Annotated in this window: 14 protein-coding genes; 9 read left to right on the top strand and 5 right to left on the bottom strand. The window is 65.3% G+C overall.

Annotated features, from left to right (window positions below; translation table 11 throughout):
• The first annotated feature begins 6 nt into the window (after nt 1–6).
• The 6 genes from IP92_RS05940 (at nt 7) to IP92_RS05915 (ending at nt 10,729) form a co-directional block, all read left to right on the top strand.
• Nucleotides 7–4,908, top strand: a complete 4,902-nt coding sequence (locus IP92_RS05940; protein ID WP_145873613.1) for a hybrid sensor histidine kinase/response regulator — start codon at nt 7–9, stop codon at nt 4,906–4,908.
• Nucleotides 4,909–4,917: 9 nt separating this feature from the next.
• On the top strand, nt 4,918–5,769 hold the full coding sequence (locus IP92_RS05935; protein WP_145873612.1) for a CheR family methyltransferase: 852 nt from the start codon (nt 4,918–4,920) through the stop codon (nt 5,767–5,769).
• Nucleotides 5,770–6,227: 458 nt separating this feature from the next.
• Nucleotides 6,228–8,294 carry a methyl-accepting chemotaxis protein gene (locus tag IP92_RS05930; RefSeq protein WP_145873611.1) on the top strand — a complete coding sequence of 689 codons (2,067 nt, stop codon included), beginning with the start codon at nt 6,228–6,230 and terminating at the stop codon, nt 8,292–8,294.
• 85 nt (nt 8,295–8,379) lie between these two features.
• Entirely contained in the window at nt 8,380–9,087 is a 708-nt protein-coding gene (locus tag IP92_RS05925) for a YceI family protein (RefSeq protein ID WP_229418653.1), read from the top strand.
• Complete coding sequence (locus IP92_RS05920) at nt 9,084–9,719, top strand: phosphohydrolase (protein ID WP_229418652.1); 636 nt, start codon at nt 9,084–9,086, stop codon at nt 9,717–9,719. Before IP92_RS05925 ends, IP92_RS05920 begins: the two co-directional genes overlap by 4 nt.
• A gap of 314 nt (nt 9,720–10,033) precedes the next feature.
• Complete coding sequence (locus IP92_RS05915) at nt 10,034–10,729, top strand: response regulator (protein ID WP_229418651.1); 696 nt, start codon at nt 10,034–10,036, stop codon at nt 10,727–10,729.
• Nucleotides 10,730–11,026: 297 nt separating this feature from the next.
• On the opposite strand, the gene IP92_RS05910 is transcribed toward IP92_RS05915, so the two are convergent.
• The gene (locus tag IP92_RS05910) at nt 11,027–11,230 is read right to left on the bottom strand and encodes a hypothetical protein (protein WP_145873609.1); all 204 of its coding nucleotides are present in this window, start codon (nt 11,228–11,230) and stop codon (nt 11,027–11,029) included.
• A gap of 182 nt (nt 11,231–11,412) precedes the next feature.
• On the opposite strand from IP92_RS05910, the gene IP92_RS30130 reads away from it, so the two are divergent.
• The 3 genes from IP92_RS30130 (at nt 11,413) to IP92_RS05900 (ending at nt 12,802) form a co-directional block, all read left to right on the top strand.
• Nucleotides 11,413–11,577, top strand: coding sequence for a hypothetical protein (locus IP92_RS30130; RefSeq protein ID WP_199271902.1), 165 nt, complete (start codon nt 11,413–11,415; stop codon nt 11,575–11,577).
• A 68-nt stretch (nt 11,578–11,645) separates the two neighbouring features.
• Nucleotides 11,646–12,206 (top strand): chromate transporter, encoded by a 561-nt coding sequence (locus IP92_RS05905; protein ID WP_145873608.1) that lies wholly within the window; start codon nt 11,646–11,648, stop codon nt 12,204–12,206.
• Nucleotides 12,203–12,802 (top strand): chromate transporter, encoded by a 600-nt coding sequence (locus IP92_RS05900; RefSeq protein WP_145873607.1) that lies wholly within the window; start codon nt 12,203–12,205, stop codon nt 12,800–12,802. Before IP92_RS05905 ends, IP92_RS05900 begins: the two co-directional genes overlap by 4 nt.
• Here the strand turns inward: IP92_RS05900 and IP92_RS05895 are convergent.
• The 4 genes from IP92_RS05895 to IP92_RS05880 form a co-directional block, all read right to left on the bottom strand.
• Nucleotides 12,799–13,200 (bottom strand): DoxX family protein, encoded by a 402-nt coding sequence (locus IP92_RS05895; protein WP_145873606.1) that lies wholly within the window; start codon nt 13,198–13,200, stop codon nt 12,799–12,801. The genes IP92_RS05900 and IP92_RS05895 overlap by 4 nt on opposite strands.
• Before the next feature lie 10 nt (nt 13,201–13,210).
• The gene (locus tag IP92_RS05890) at nt 13,211–14,986 is read right to left on the bottom strand and encodes an amidohydrolase (RefSeq protein ID WP_145873605.1); all 1,776 of its coding nucleotides are present in this window, start codon (nt 14,984–14,986) and stop codon (nt 13,211–13,213) included.
• A gap of 66 nt (nt 14,987–15,052) precedes the next feature.
• Entirely contained in the window at nt 15,053–15,619 is a 567-nt protein-coding gene (locus IP92_RS05885) for a YceI family protein (RefSeq protein ID WP_145873604.1), read from the bottom strand.
• A gap of 224 nt (nt 15,620–15,843) precedes the next feature.
• Nucleotides 15,844–16,626, bottom strand: coding sequence for an ATP-binding cassette domain-containing protein (locus tag IP92_RS05880; protein ID WP_145873603.1), 783 nt, complete (start codon nt 16,624–16,626; stop codon nt 15,844–15,846).
• Nucleotides 16,627–16,633: the final 7 nt, after the last annotated feature.

The following is a 16,633-nucleotide window of genomic DNA, read 5'->3' as shown; positions in this document are numbered from 1 at the left end:
GCGTCGATGAACGACATGACCGAACTGCCGGAAGAACTGGATCTGAAGCTGATCCTGCAGACCCTGATGGCATTGAAAAAGGGGGACTTCTCCGCGCGCATGCCGTCCGACTGGACCGGCATGTCCGGCAAGATCGCCGACACCCTGAACGACATCATCGAAACCAATGAGCGCATCGTCAAGTCGGTGACGGAAGTGTCGCGCGTCGTCGGCCGCGAAGGCCGCCTGACGCAGCGCGCCCCCGTCACCAATGTGTCGGGCGGCTGGGCCACGATCATCTCGGCGGTGAACACGCTGATCGACGACCTGGTGCGCCCCACCACCGAGATGGCGCGCGTCATCGGCGCCGTGGCGAAAGGCGACCTGTCGCAGACGATGGCGCTGGAAGTGGACGGCCATCCGCTGAAGGGCCAGTACCTGCGCGCGGCCACCACGGCGAACACGATGGTGGAACAGCTGCTGTCGTTCTCGTCCGAGGTGACGCGCGTGGCGCGCGAGGTGGGTACCGAAGGCAAGCTGGGTGGCCAGGCCCAGGTGAAAGGCGTGGCGGGTACGTGGAAGGACTTGACCGACTCGGTGAACTCGATGGCGGGCAACCTGACGTCGCAGGTGCGTAACATCGCCGAGGTGACGACCGCCGTGGCGAACGGCGACTTGTCGAAGAAGATCACGGTGGACGTGCGCGGCGAGATCCTGCAGCTGAAGGACACGATCAACGTGATGGTGGACCAGCTGCGCTCCTTCGCATCGGAGGTGACGCGCGTGGCGCGGGAGGTCGGCACCGAGGGCAAGCTGGGCGGCCAGGCATATGTGCCGGGCGTCGGCGGTACCTGGAAGGACTTGACCGACAACGTGAACTTCATGGCGTCGAACCTGACGGGCCAGGTGCGTAACATCGCGGCCGTGACGACCGCCGTGGCGAACGGCGACCTGTCGAAGAAGATCACGGTGGACGTGAAGGGCGAGATCCTGGAACTGAAGAACACCATTAACGTGATGGTGGACCAGCTCTCCTCGTTCGCTTCCGAGGTGACGCGTGTGGCCCGTGAAGTGGGTACCGAAGGCAAGCTGGGTGGCCAGGCGCAGGTGAAGGGCGTGGCCGGCACGTGGAAGGACTTGACCGACTCTGTGAACTCGATGGCGGGTAACCTGACGGGCCAGGTGCGTAACATCGCGGAAGTGACGACCGCCGTGGCGAACGGCGACTTGTCGAAGAAGATCACGGTGGACGTGAAGGGCGAGATTCTCGAACTGAAGAACACGATCAACGTGATGGTCGACCAGCTGAACTCCTTTGCATCCGAGGTGACGCGCGTGGCGCGCGAAGTGGGTACCGAAGGCAAGCTGGGTGGCCAGGCAAACGTGCCCGGTGTGGCGGGCACGTGGAAGGACTTGACGGAAAACGTCAACCAGCTGGCCGGTAACCTGACGGGCCAGGTGCGTAACATCGCCGAGGTGACGACGGCCGTGGCGAACGGCGACCTCTCCAAGAAGATCACGGTGGACGTGAAGGGCGAGATCCTCGAACTGAAGAACACGATCAACGTGATGGTGGACCAGCTGTCGTCGTTCGCATCGGAGGTGACGCGCGTGGCACGGGAGGTGGGTACGGAAGGCAAGCTGGGCGGCCAGGCATACGTGCCGGGCGTCGGCGGTACCTGGAAGGACTTGACCGACAACGTGAACTTCATGGCGTCGAACCTGACGGGCCAGGTGCGTAACATCGCGGCGGTGACCACCGCCGTGGCACGCGGCGACCTGTCGAAGAAGATCACGGTGGACGTGAAAGGTGAAATTCTCGAGCTGAAGGACACCATCAACGTGATGGTGGACCAGCTGTCGTCGTTCGCATCGGAAGTGACGCGGGTGGCCCGTGAAGTAGGTACCGAAGGCAAGCTGGGAGGCCAGGCGAACGTGCCGGGCGTCGCGGGTACGTGGAAGGACTTGACGGAGAACGTCAACCAGCTGGCGGCGAACCTGACGAACCAGATGCGCGCGATCGGCGAAGTGGCGACGGCGGTGACGCGGGGCGACCTGTCCCGCTCGATCCAGGTGGAAGCGCGCGGCGAGGTCTCGTACCTGAAGGACAACATCAACGAGATGATCCGCAACCTGAAGGAAACCACGCAGAAGAACGCGCAGCAGGACTGGCTGAAGACCAACCTGGCGCGCTTCACGCGCCTGCTGCAGGGCCAGCGCGACCTGCAGGCCGTCACGAAGCTGATCCTGTCCGAGCTGGCCCCGCTGGTGTCGGCGCACCACGGCGTGTTCTACATGATGGACTCGCAGATGGACGATGCGCGCCTGCGCATGATCGCCAGCTACGGCTACCGTTCCAGCCGCAAGCTGCCGACCTCCTTCCTGCCGGGCGAAGGCCTGGTGGGCCAGTGCGCGCTGGAGAAGGTGCGTATCTGGCTGACGGACGTGCCGCGCGATTACATCGTCGTCTCCAGCGGCCTGGGTTCGGCGCCGCCGACCAACATCGTCGTGCTGCCGATCCTGTTCGAGCAGCAGGTCAAGGCCGTCATCGAGATCGCATCGCTGGACCGCTTCACGGAAACCCACCTGTCCTTCCTCGACCAGCTGATGGAATCGATCGGCGTCGTGCTGAACACGATCGAGGCGAACAGCCGCACCGAGTCGCTGCTGACGCAGTCGCAGTCGCTGGCGCAGGAACTGCAGCAGACCAACCAGGAGCTAGCGGAAAAGGCCCGCCTGCTGTCCGAGCAGAACATCGAGGTGGAACGCAAGAACCGCGAGGTGGAACAGGCCAAGCTGGCACTGGAGGAAAAGGCCACGCAGCTGGCGCTGTCGTCGAAATACAAATCCGAGTTCCTGGCAAATATGTCGCACGAGCTGCGCACGCCACTGAACTCGCTGCTGATCCTGGCGCAGCAGCTGGGCGACAACCCCGAAGGCAACCTGACGGGCAAGCAGGTGGAGTTCGCGAAGACGATCCACGGCTCCGGTTCCGACCTGCTGACCTTGATTAACGACATTCTCGACCTGTCGAAGATCGAGTCCGGTACCGTCACGCTGGATGTCTCCGAGTACCGCTTCGCCAACCTGCGCAACTACGTCGAACGCACGTTCCGCCACATGGCCGAGGCGAAGCACCTGGGCTTCACCGTGTCGCTGGCGGACAGCCTGCCGACGTCCCTGATGACGGACACGACGCGCCTGCAGCAGGTGTTGAAGAACCTGCTGTCGAACGCGTTCAAGTTCACCTCCCACGGCCAGGTGTCGCTGGAGATCGGCCTGGCCAGCCACGGCTGGAGCGGCGACAACCCGAACCTGGCCAATGCGGATGCGGTGCTGGCGTTTTCCGTCAGCGATACCGGCGTCGGCATCGCGTCGGACAAGCTGCAGCTGATCTTCGAGGCGTTCCAGCAGGCCGACGGCTCGACCGCCCGCAAGTACGGCGGCACGGGCCTGGGCCTGTCGATCTCGCGCGAACTGGCGCGCCTGCTGGGCGGCGAGATCCGCGTCGAATCCACCGTGGGCAGCGGCTCCACGTTCACGCTGTACCTGCCGTACAACCGCGCCGGCTTCGTCAACTACGACCAGCCGGGCTACACGCGGTCGGCCGGCACGCAGCGCACCACGCCGCCGCCGAAAGTCATCTACACGCCGCCGCCGGCAGTCGAGGACGTGGCCTACCGCCCCGTGCCGGTCGAAGAGGCGGACGCCGAGGTGTACGGCACCACGTCGGACGACCGGGGCCTGACGGCGCCGGGCGATCCTTCCGTGCTGATCATCGAGGACGACGAGCGCTTCGCCAAGATCGTGCTGGAATTCGCCCGCGAGAAGAACTTCAAGGGCATCGTCACCTACCAGGGCGACTCGGCGCTGTCGCTGGCGCGCGACTACCTGCCGTCGGCGATCCTGCTGGACCTGGACCTGCCTGACATCGACGGCTTCACGGTGCTGGACCGCCTGAAACGCGATCCGGGCACGCGCCACATCCCCGTGCACGTGATGTCGGCGTCGCGCGAACGCGAGCGCGCGCTGCGCTCGGGCGCGATCTCGTTCATGAACAAGCCCGTCAGCAAGGAAGCGCTGCAGGAACAGTTCACGCGCATCCAGAAGTTCCTGATGGGCGGCAAGCGCAGCCTGCTCGTCGTCGACGACGAGGCAAGCCAGCGCGATGCGATCGTCGCGCTGATCGGCGAATCGGACGTGGACATCACGGCCGTCGGCACCGGCGAGGACGCGCTGTCGGCGCTGCGCACCAGCCAGTTCGACTGCATGGTGCTGGACCTGACCCTGCCCGACATTTCCGGCTTCGACCTGCTGGACATGATCGGCAAGGACATCAAGCTGCGCGACCTGCCGGTGGTGATCAACACGGCCAAGGAGCTGAACCGCCGCGAGGTGGCCAAGCTGAAGCGCTATGCGAAGACGATCGTCATCAAGGATGCCCGCTCGCCGGAGCGCCTGCTGGACGAGACGGCGCTGTTCCTGCACCGCTCGCAGGCCAGCCTGCCGGAGCCGCAGCGCCGCATGCTGGAACAGGTGCACGCGGCCGATTCGGGCCTCGCGGGCCGCAAGGTGCTGATCGTCGACGACGACCTGCGCAACATCTTCGCGCTGTCCTCGTTGCTGGAACGGGAGCAGATGCAGGTGTCGTTCGCCGAGAACGGCCGCGACGGCATCGAAGTGCTGGAACGCGACCCGACGATCGAGATCGTGCTGATGGACATCATGATGCCGGAGATGGACGGCTACGACACGATGCGGGCGATCCGCCGCATCCCGAAGTTCAAGTCGCTGCCGATCATCACGCTGACGGCGAAGGCGATGAAGGGCGACCGCGACAAGTGCATCGCCGCCGGCGCTTCCGACTACATCACCAAGCCCGTCGACGTGGCGCAGCTGCTGTCGCTGATGCGCGTCTGGCTGCATTGAGGGGGCCGGATGGGGGTGGCGATCGAGGAATGCCGGCGCGACGCGGATCCGGATGTGGAGGCGCTGGAGCTGGAGCTGCTGCTGGAAGCGGTCGTGCAGCGCTTCGGCTTCGACTTCCGCACGCATGACCGGGGCGCGCTGCAACGCAAGCTGTACGCGCTGCTGACGCGGCGCGGCCTGCGCACGCTGTCGCAGCTGCAGGACCGCGTGCTGCACGACGCCGACACGGCCAGCGCGCTGCTGCGGGCGCTGGGCGTGCCGCCGGCAACGATGTTCGACGATCCGCAGGAAGCGATGCAACTGCTGTCGGTGACCGAGCAATGCCTGCCCGGCGCGCCGCTGCCGAAGGTGTGGCTGGCCGATTGCGCCGGTGCCGAACAGGCGTGGACGGTGGCCGTGCTGCTGGCCGAGCGCCAGCTGCTGTGGCGCACGGAGATCCATGCGACGGTACCGACCGACGAGCAGCTGCACGAGGCGCAGCACGCCGCGATCAGCGTCGAACGGATGAACGAGTACCAGGGCTGCTACGAAAGGGCCGGCGGCAGCGGCCGGCTGTCGGAATACTTCCATCTCGAAGGGGGACGCATGGTGCCGGTGCCGCAGCTGAAGAGCCGCATCACGTGGGCGCAGTACAACCTCGTCACGGATGCGTCGTTCAACGAGTTCCAGCTGATCGTGTGCCGCCGCGCCCTGCCCGACTTCGGGCCGCTGCTGCGCCAGCGCGTGCTGCACCTGTTCGACAACAGCCTCGCGGTACTGGGCGTGATGGGCATCGATCGTGAATTGGGCGAGCATGACCGGCTCGCCGGCCAGTACGTGCAATTAACGCAGCGGCAACCCTGGTATAAACGCATCGCGTGATCGGCGCAAGCCTTGCATTATTACAAACGCCCGCCGGGCGTTTTTTTGTAACCAGTGCCGAGTTATTGTCTGGTGGTTAAAAACCACTGCCGTACGGGAAGCGTAAAAACAACAGACTACTGGTTAAAAAAAAAGACCGGCCACAATCTGAGGAGGGGACCGGTCAAAACGCTTTCAATCGAGAGCGCGGGGATTTCACAAGGGCCGGCCGGATCGGTGGGAACCGGCCGAAAAGAAACCGTGCCGGATTTGAGGAATCCGGCAACCTGACGCGCAACCATTATCGCGCGCTACGGGTTACACTTTGCCAGCAATGCGCGTCGGCAGGCTTAGGACTTCATTAAGGAAATAAAGTTATTGTTTCCATTTCAGCATTTACTCGTAGTACTACGTAATTGTGAACTGGACAAGCTGGCGCTAAAATACGCGGTTTCCCTAATTTTTCTTAAGCTTTGAATATGAGAACAAGCCTTTTCAATCCGCGCAGCTGGAGCGTCGGTTCGCGCATCACGGTGCTGACGTTCGCCCTGCTGTCGGCGATCCTCGCGGCGCTGATCATGATCATCAGTATCAGCACCAGCCGCCTGCTCGAAGAGCGCGCCGTGGCCAGCGTGCGGCAGGACCTCACCGGCGTGAAGAACATGGTGGAGCTGTTCAACACGGCCGTCACCAGCGAGGTCAATGCGTTCGCGAAGATCTTCGGCGCGGCGTTCAAGGGCGAGTTCTCGGTGGATCCGGCGACGACGATCGACGTGGGCGGCAAGAGCACGCCGGCGCTGAAGATCGGCGACCGCGTGCTGAACAACGACTTCACGATCCCCGACCAGTTCACGGCCACCACCGGCGGCGGCGCCACGATCTTCGTGGCCAGCGGCGAGGACTTCATCCGCGTGTCGACAACGACGAAAAAGGAAGACGGCAGCCGCGCTGTCGGCACGGTGCTCGACCGCAAGCACCCGGGCTATCCGCTGCTGCGCGCGGGCCAGAGCTACACGGGCCTGGCCACGCTGTTCGGCAAGCAGTTCATCACCCGCTACGATCCGATCCGCGACGCGGCCGGCAAGGTGATCGGCATCCTGTACGTGGGCGTCAACGTCAGCGATGAAATCGCCACTCTGAAGGAGCGCATCAAGTCGATCAAGGTCGGCGCGACCGGTTACTTCTACGTGCTGAACTCCGCGCCCGGCGACAACCTGGGCCGCCTGATCGTGCACCCGAAGCGTGAAGGCGACGTGATCCTCGATTCGAAGGATGCGGCGGGCAATCCGTTCATCCGCGAGATGCTGGACAAGAAGGAAGGCGTGATCTACTACCCATGGATGAACCCCGACGAGACGAGCGCGCGCGAGAAGGTCGTCGCCTACGCGTGGTTCAAGGACTGGAACTGGGTGATCGCAGGCGGCGCCTACCGCGAAGAGATCACGGCGGAAGCGGCGCAGCTGCGCAACCGCTACATCCTGGCTGGCTTCGTCGCGCTGGCCATCTTCTCGGCGCTGCTGTACCTGGCCGTGCGCCGCACCATCAGCCGGCCGCTGGGCCACGTCGAACAGGCCGCCACGCAGATCGCGTCCGGCGACCTGACCGTGCACGTGCGGGCCGATGGCGACGACGAGATCGCGCGCCTGACCCGCGCGATGAACGGCATCAGCCAGAACCTGTCGGCCGTCGTCGGCCAGGTGCGCGTCGGTGCCGATCACATCGCCACCGCGTCGTCCGAGATCGCCAGCGGCAACCAGGACCTGTCGCAACGCACCGAGGAACAGGCCAGCAACCTGGAAGAGACGGCCAGCTCGATGGAAGAGCTGACGGCCACCGTGCGCCAGAACGCGGACAATGCGCGTCAGGCCAACCAGCTGGCGCAAAGCGCGTCGGACGTGGCGGCCAAGGGCGGCGCCGTGGTGGCCCAGGTCGTCGACACGATGGGCTCGATCAACAACTCCGCGCAGAAGATCGTCGACATCATCGGCGTCATCGACGGCATCGCGTTCCAGACCAATATCCTGGCACTGAATGCGGCGGTGGAAGCGGCCCGTGCCGGTGAACAGGGCCGCGGCTTCGCCGTGGTGGCCGGTGAAGTGCGTACGCTGGCCCAGCGCAGCGCCGCGGCGGCACGCGAGATCAAGGAATTGATCGGCAACTCGGTCAGCCAGGTCGAGACGGGCAGCAAGCTCGTCGAACAGGCTGGCGCGACGATGGAGGAAGTGGTGAACAGCGTGCGCCGCGTGACCGACATCATGGCCGAGATCAGCACCGCCAGCGAAGAGCAGACGGCCGGCATCGAGCAGGTGAACACGGCGATCACGCACATGGACCAGGTCACGCAGCAGAATGCGGCGCTGGTCGAGCAGGCTGCCGCCGCCGCCGCGTCGATGCAGGAAGAGGCGAACAGTCTGGCGCAGGTGGTGCGCCAGTTCCGCCTCGACGAGCTGGCGCAGGCAAAAAAAACCCGCGCACACGGCGCGGGTGAAGGGATTCAAATCGGGAGAGATTTGAAAGAGCACGGCCATCTTCTCACGTCAAAATGACATGCGAATGACACCGGATCGGACGTTACGATAGACCACACAGGGGCTGCACATACTCTCCAAATCTCACACGATGCGAAATAAAGTGCGCCCCTTCGCGGGCAGGCTGCTGGCTGCGGCGATCGCCGTCCTGCTGGCCGCCTGCGCGGTACCGTCCCCTCCTCCCCCTCCCGCTCCTCCCACCGCGCCGGCCGCCGCGCCGGCCGAGCCCTACGCCGGCCTGCTCGAAGGCCGTTATCCCGGCCCCCTGCTGAAAATCGGCGACGACGCGCTGATCGCGATCACCGTGCGCCGCGGCGGCCCGCTGGCCCGCCTGGGTCACGACCACGTGGTGGCGGCACGCCGTATCACAGGCTATGCGGCACCCGCCGCCGGCCTGGCCGCGCTGCGCTTCCAGCTCGCCGAGATGACGGTCGACGAAGGGCCGCTGCGCGAAGAAGCGGGCCTGACCACGCAGCCGTCGCCGGACGCGATCGCGGGCACCCGTCACAACATGCTGACGAAGGTGCTCGATGCCGAGCGCTGGCCCGCCGTCGACGTGCGGGCGCGCCGGCTGCCCGGTGCCGCCGGCGCCATGGAGGCGGACATCACGCTGCATGGCGTGACGCGCCGGGTCGTCGTGCCCACGACACTGGAAAACACGGCGCAGGGCGTCGTGGCGCGCGGCACGCTGACGATCCTGCAGACCGACTTCGGCATCGTGCCGTTCGCCGTGCTGGGCGGTGCGATGGCGGTACAGGACGCACTGGAAATCCGCTTCGCGATCCCGGCTCGCGCTACCATGGCACCATGAAAGCCTCCACGCAGCGCACGCAACGGGCCTGGGTGCGCATGCCCTCGGGCAAACGCCTGGACCTGCTGGACCCTACCCCGCTCGACTGGGACGACAGCGACCTGGCACTGGGCCTGGCACGCACCTACCGCTGGGGCGGCCATTCCGCGTGGCCGCTGCCGCTGTCCGTTGCCCAGCATTCGCTGACGGTGCTGCAGTTGCGCCGCAACGCGTCGCCCGTGCCGCTGGCGCCGGTCGTCGCGCTGCGCGAGCTGCTGCACGACGCCGAGGAAGGCTTGCTGGGCTTCGACTGCATCTCCGTGCTGAAGCCGTTTCTCGGCGACGCGTTCCGCGAACTGACGCGCCGGCTGGAACAGGCCGTATTCCTGCGCTACGGCCTGCCGGGCTGGGCCCGCACGGACTATCTCGCGCACAAGCGCGCGGACCGGCTGGCGGCCGCCAGCGAGGCCGTGCACGCGGCCGGCTGGTCGCCGGACGAAGTGCGCCGCACGCTGAAGATCCGGGTGCGGCCGCTGGCCGACGATCCGCTGTTGCCGTTGTATGGCGGCACCGCCTGGGAACCGTGGCCGCCGGGGCTGGCGTGCGAACGCTTCCTCGCGGCATTGCACCAGCTGAAAGCAGAAGCTAGCTGAACACAACTTGCTAACAGGCAGTTTTTAAAGCTTATTTTTCACTTATCCACGTCAATTGTGGATAACGATGTGGACAACGGGGGCTTGACAAGGCGGAGAGCCAGTATTGGCGCGGGTTTCAACAAAATGCCCATTCTTGAGGCAAAAACCTGGCCCAGTAAAATCAAGGACTTACAGCTCAGCTCGCCTCTACCGCCGCCCCTGGGCATGCCCTTGAAAAAAAATTTTCAGAGCGCAGGTAGTACCGGCAGGCTTTGACAAACATGCCGTACAGGAATAGTGTCACCGATACCGACCGAAGCAGCGAGCGAACCATGCAAGCCCATCAAGACGACGCCAGCGAAGGCTGGATGATAGACGATGAAATGCCGGAGCCGGAAGCCCAGGCGCCCGCCGGGCCTGCGCCGTGGAAGGTGCTGATCGTCGATGACGACGTCGACGTGCACGTCGTCACCAAGTTCTCCCTCAGCAACGCCTGCTTCATGGGCCGCCGCCTGTCCTTCCTGCACGCCTACAGCGGCGCCGAAGCGCTGGCCACGTTGCGCAGCAACGACGACGTCGCACTGGTGTTGCTGGACGTGATCATGGAAACGTCCGATGCGGGCCTGCAGGTGGCCACGCGGATCCGCGACGAGTTGCACAACCCGCTCGTGCGCATCGTGCTGCGCACCGGGCAGCCGGGCCAGGCGCTGGAACACAGCATCATCCTCGACTACGACATCAACGATTTCTGGTGCAAGACGGACTTGACCACGCGCAAGCTGTTCACCACCGTGATCGCTTCGCTGCGCGGCTACCATAACCTGTACGAAGCCCAGCAGCGCATCGGCCGTGCCGAGCAGCAGTTGCAGACGGCGCACGCCGCCTTTGACGCCGTGCGCGCCGGCCAGGCCTGGAGCGGCGAGGTGAAGGTGGGCGAGCCGCCCGTTACCGTCCGGTTGCACGCGACGCCTGCCGGCGAAGGCAGCTTCACCGTCAGCGGGCGCGTTGTGCCGGCAGATACTGTATAGGCATACAGCTGTTATCTGGCAGCCATCGTCGCCGAACTGCCGGGATACTGCTGGGATTGGCCCGCCTGCTCCGCGCTAAGTAACGGATCTGGAAGGGTTTTTTGGAATATCCACACACGCTGGGGATAACTTTGTTGATAAGGGCCACTTGACAAGGCAGACAGCCCGTAATGACGCCATTTTCGTTAAACTGCCCATTCAAAAGGCAAAACCCGGCCGCTTACAAATCAATGACTTACGAGCTCATCCTTAGACATCGTCGAGCCCGTCCAAAAAATTCCCGCCATTTTCTTTTTGCTAATTTTTGTGCATAACCTCCCGATTTGACACCCGCCGGGTTTGCTGGGGGTACAACAGCACGCGCTGGATCACGTGCGGCGTCACGCTGTGCGATTTCAGGTACTCGAGGGCGCATACGGTGCCGGCACGTTGCTGCAGGGCCAGGGCGCGGTCGACGATTTCGCTGTGCAGCGCATTGCTGCGGAGGTTCAGGGCTGCCATCGCTGTCCTTTACGTCGGTATGAGGTAGCGCAAGACGCGCACCTTCGAAGAGAGTATGGAGTACGACTTTGCAAAGTCAAGCGGCCGCCGCACGGCTGGACGCTTCGGCGGCCTGTGTTAGTTGCCGCCCAGTGCGCGCCGCGTGGCCGCGCTATGCTTCGGCCAACATCACAGGAGACCCCATGAATACACCCTTGAACCCCGGCGACGAAGCGGAACCCGGCACGCCCGGCAGCGGCGAGGACGTTTGCCCCGCCTGTCACGGCAGCGGCAAGCAGGCCGATGGCAAGCCGTGCGCGAACTGCGGCGGCAGCGGCGTCATCCAGGAAGGGATCGGCGGCGGCTGAGCCCTCGGCCTGCGCGGGCGCCGCAGGCGCGTGGACATACGGCAACATCGGACGGATAATACCGCTCCATGACCGCGCCCGCCCGCCCCCGCTCCCTGACCGAACTGTTCATCGCCTTCACCGTGCTGGCCCTGCAGGGTTTCGGCGGCGTGCTGCCCGTCGTGCAGCGCGAGATCGTCGAGCGGCGCGGCTGGATGACGCAGGAGGAATTCATCGAGGAATGGGCCGTCGCGCAGACGCTGCCGGGGCCGAACGTGTGCAACCTGTCGCTCGTCATCGGCAACCGCTTCTTCGGCCTCGCCGGCGCGCTGACCGCGCTGCTGGGCCTGCTCCTGGTGCCGTCGCTGGTCGTGCTGGGCGCCGCCTCGGTGTATGCGCACTATGCCGACCATCCCCGCGTGGCCGGCGCGCTGCGCGGCATGGCCGCCGTGGCGGCCGGCATGATCGCCGCCACCGGCATCAAGATGGCGGCCACGCTGAAACGCCACCCGCTGCCGTTGACGATCACGCTGCCGCTCGCCGTGCTCGGCGTGTTCGGCCTCGTGGTGCTGCGCGTGCCGATGCTGGCCGCCCTTGTCGTGCTGGGCGGGATCGGCTGCGTGCTGACGTGGCGGAAGCTGAAGCCATGACGGGCCCCGTTCCCGTGCAGGAGCTGCACATCGTGCTGGCATGGCACGACTGGCTCGACCTGTTCGTGCACTACCTGATGCTGTCGCTGATGTCCGTCGGCGGCACGATCGCGACGACGCCGGAAATGCACCGCTACCTCGTCGAGCAGCACGGCTGGCTGACGCAGACGCAATTCAACGACTCGATCGCCATCGCCCAGGCCGCGCCCGGCCCGAACGTGCTGTTCGTGGCGCTGATGGGCTGGAACGTGGGCATGAACGCGGGCAGCGTGTTTGCCGCCGTGCTGGGCGTGATCGTGATGATGGTGGGCGCGCTGCTGCCCTCTTCCGTGCTGATGCTGCTGGCGGCCAGCTGGGGCCACCGCAACCGCGAGCTGCGCAGCGTGCGCGCGTTCAAGCAGGGCATGGCGCCGCTGGTGATCGCGATGCTGATCTCCACCGGCATCATCCTGGGCAGCGCGAACCGCGACTTCGCGACGGACTGGCCGCTGTACGCGGTGTCCGTCGTGTCCACCCTGATCATCTGGCGCACCCGCATCCACTTGCTGTGGTTGCTGGGTGCCGGTGCCCTGCTGGGCGCGCTGGGGCTGCTCTAAGAGGCCAACCGCCGATCGACCGACCAGCGCCCCGCGCCGGCGATGGCGATCGTGCCGAACACGATCAGCAGCAGCCAGCCGAACTGCCCCTGCTCCACGCTCCAGTCGGGGTGCACGAGCACCATCGACACGAGCAGCAGGAACAGCACCGGCAGGCAGGCCAGCCGCGTGAACAGGCCGGCCGCGATCAGCAGCGGGCACACCACCTCGGCAAACAGCGCGCACGCGAGCGTGATGCCGCCGCCCAGGTGCAGCGGATCGTCGATGTGCGCGAGCTCCGTGCGCCAGTGCAGCAGCTTCGGCAAGCCGTGCACCCACAGCAGCAGCGCGGCGCCGGTCAGGCGGGCGAACAGCAAGCCGGCATCGGGCGTATCGACGGCAACGAGCTTTTTCAGCATGGCGCCGCTCCTATCGGTTCTGATAACCGCCATACGCCTTCACCGGGCTCCATTCCGGCAGCACGGGCGGTGCCGGCGGCGCGTAGCGCTCGAACGGGCCGGCGCCGTACACGACCTTGCCGTTGACGATCGTCGCCGCCGCTTCCAGGTTGCGAATGCGCTCCGCCGGGATCGTGAAGTAATCCTCCGGCAGGATCACCAGGTCCGCGTACTGGCCTGGCGCGATCGTGCCCTTGACCTTTTCCTCGCCGCTCATCCAAGCACTGCCGCGGGTCATCAGCTTCAAGGCTTCGAAGCGGGTCAGCACGTCCTTGTCCTGCCAGATCTTCAACCCGCCCGCCGTCTTGCCCGTCACGGCCCAGTAGATCGATGGCCACGGCGCATAGCTGGAGACGCGCGTGCCGTCCGTGCCCAGCCCCACCGGGATACCCATCTTCAGCATCGTGCGGATTGGCGGCATCTGGCGCGTCTGCGCGCCGTAGCGCTTCCAGTAGGCTTCGCCCTGGAAGTACATCCGGTCCTGCACGGCGATGCCGCCGCCAAGTTTTTTCACGCGCGCCAGCTGCGCATCGGAGATCGTTTCGGCGTGGTCGAAGAACCAGCGCAGCCCGTTCAAACCGACCTCGCGATCGACTTTTTCGATCACGGCCAGGTCGCGCTCGATCGATTCGCCATACGTGGCGTGGATGCGGAACGGCCAGCGGTTCTTGACCAGCAGGCGCAGCACGCCCTCCAGTTCGTTTTCCATCTGCGCCGGCATGTCCGGGCGCGGCTCGAGGAAGTTCTCGAAGTCGGCCGCGCTCCACACGAGGTTCTCGCCGCCGCCCTCGGTGTTGTAGCCGTTCGCATAGAACAGGTGATCGTTCTTGTCGGGCTTCGTCAGCGTCAGCCAGCGCTGGTAGTCTTCCAGCTCCTTGCCCGGCTTTTGCGCGAACAGGTAGTACGACGTGCGCACCGTCAGCTTGCCGTCCTTGGCCAGCTCCAGGCTGACGGCGTAGTCGTCCGGGTAAGCCTGGCCGCCGCCGCCCGCATCGATCGCGCTGGTGATGCCGAGGCGGTTCAGTTCGCGGTAGTACTGCAGGGTGGAGTTCACCTGCTGCTCGCGCGGCAGCATGCCCGTCTTCGCCAGCGTCGTGTAGAGGATCATCGCGTTCGGCTTGGCGACCAGCAGGCCCGTGGGCTTGCCGTCCGCGCCCAGTTCGACGACGCCTTCCTTGTAGCGCGTGTCCTTGTCGTAGCCGAGCACCTCGATGCCCTTCTTGTTCAGGAAGCCCAGGCCATACAGGTACAGGATGAACACAGGCTTGTCCGGCACCGCGGCGTTGATTTCGTCCAGCGTCGGCATCCGCTTCTCGTCGAACTGGTATTCGTTCCAGCCGCCGACCACCTTGATCCACTGGCCTTCCGGCGTGCGGGCGGCCTGCTCCTTGAGCATCTGCAGCGCGCGCTGCTTGGACGTGACGCCGTCCCAGCGCAGCTCGGCATTGTAGTTCAAGCCTTCGCGGATGATGTGCAGGTGGGAGTCGTTCAGGCCCGGGATGACGGTGCGCCCGCCCGCGTCGATGACCTGCGTGCCGGCCGTCTTGTGTTTCAGGACCTGGGCATTGCTGCCCACGGCCGTGATCAGGCCCTTGTCGATGGCCACCGCCTGGGCGAATTGGCCGTCCTTCGTCATGGTCGCCACCTTGGCATTGGTGACGATCAGGTCGGCCGCGCTGGCAGTGCGCAGTGCAGCCGTGTGCAGTCCTGCCGCGGCCAGCGCGGCAGCGAGCATCAGTCGCTTCATGGTTTTCCTCGTTGTAGAACTAAAAAATGCCGGCGACCGGTGCCCGCGGGTCCAACTGCGGTGGAATTACTCCTTGATCGCTTCGACGGCGAACGTCAGCGTCACGTCATCGGACACGTGGGGCGCGTACTTGCCGGCGTTGAACTCGGTGCGCTTGATCGTCGTCGTCGCGTTCGCGCCGCAGGCATCCTTCTTCGCCATCGGGTGCGGCATGCACTTGAACGACGTGACCTTCAGCGACACCGGCTTCGTGATGCCCTTGATCGTCAGGTTGCCGTCCACCGATGCGAGCGTGTCGCCGGCGAACGTGAACTTGGTCGACTTGAACGTGATCGTCGGGTACTTCGCCGTATCGAAGAAATCTTCGCCCTGCAGGTGGCTGTTGAACAGCGCGCTGCCCGTGTTGACGGATTTCGCGTCGATCGTGATGTCGGCCGAACCGGTCTTGGCGGCGCGGTCGATCGTGATCTTGCCGGTGGTGCTGTCGAAGCGGCTTTCCTGCGTCGAGTAGCCGAAGTGGCTGTACGCGAAGCGCGAGAACGAATGCGAGTTGTCGAGCACATAGGTTTCCGGTGCAGCGAAGGCGGCGGAAGCAAAGCCGGCGGCGAGAGCCAGGGCGATCAGTTTTTTCATGTAATACTCTCCAATCTGGTTGTGGATGGCATGGATTATGTCCGCGACCGGCCGAAGAAGTAAAACGGAAAATTTACCGCTCTACGATCGAATTTCTCGATAGTAAAGAAACGCCGACAGGGAAATCATAGCCGCTGCGGCCGGCGCTTCCCATCTGCCAAAAGAAAAAGCCGGGCATGCCCGGCTTGGGGGAGTGGGACGCCTGCAGCGCCCCGGTGCAAGGTTCAGCGCCCGAGCAGGTGCCGCAGCAAGCGCTCTTCCAGCGCCGCGAACGCGGCATTGCCCCGCGCGCGGGGCCGCGGCAGGTCCACGGGCAAGTCCAGCGTGATGCGCCCTTCCTCGATCAGCAGCACGCGGTCGGCCAGCGCCACCGCTTCCTGCACGTCGTGCGTCACCAGCACGGCCGTGAAGCCGCGCTGGCGCCACAGCGATTCGATCAGCTGCTGCATTTCGATGCGGGTCAGCGCATCGAGCGCGCCCAGCGGCTCGTCGAGCAGCAGCAACGCCGGCTCGTGCACCAGCGCGCGCGCCAGCGCCACCCGTTGCCGCTGCCCGCCGGACAGCTGGGCGGGCCACGCGTCGGCCCGGTCGGCCAGGCCCACCGCGGCCAGCGCCGCCGCGGCGGCATGCAGACTATGGGGCAAGCCGAGCGCCACGTTCTCCAGCACGGACTTCCACGGCAGCAGCCGGGCATCCTGGAACATCATGCGCAGGTCGGCATCGGCGCCCACCGTCACGCGGCCGGCATCGGCGGCATCGAGCCCGGCGATCGTGCGCAGCAGCGTGCTCTTGCCGCAGCCGCTGCGGCCGACGATCGCGACGAATTCGCCGGCCTGCAGGTCGAGCTGGACGCCGTCCAGCACGCGGCGCGTGCCGAACGACTTCGTCAGCGCATCCAGGCTGACCTTGGCGCCATGCCGCAGCAATGGGCGCCGCCTGGCCGGCTCCACGGGTGCCGGCGCATAGGCGAACAGTTCATGGTCGATGGGGATGGTGGCATGCAGCATGGTGTTC

Origin of the sequence: Pseudoduganella flava, assembly GCF_007830495.1 — a bacterium.
GTDB classification, from domain to species: domain Bacteria; phylum Pseudomonadota; class Gammaproteobacteria; order Burkholderiales; family Burkholderiaceae_D; genus Rugamonas; species Rugamonas flava.
The sequence above is the reverse complement of the archived record's forward strand: the minus strand, read 5'-3'. Positions and strand labels throughout refer to the sequence as shown.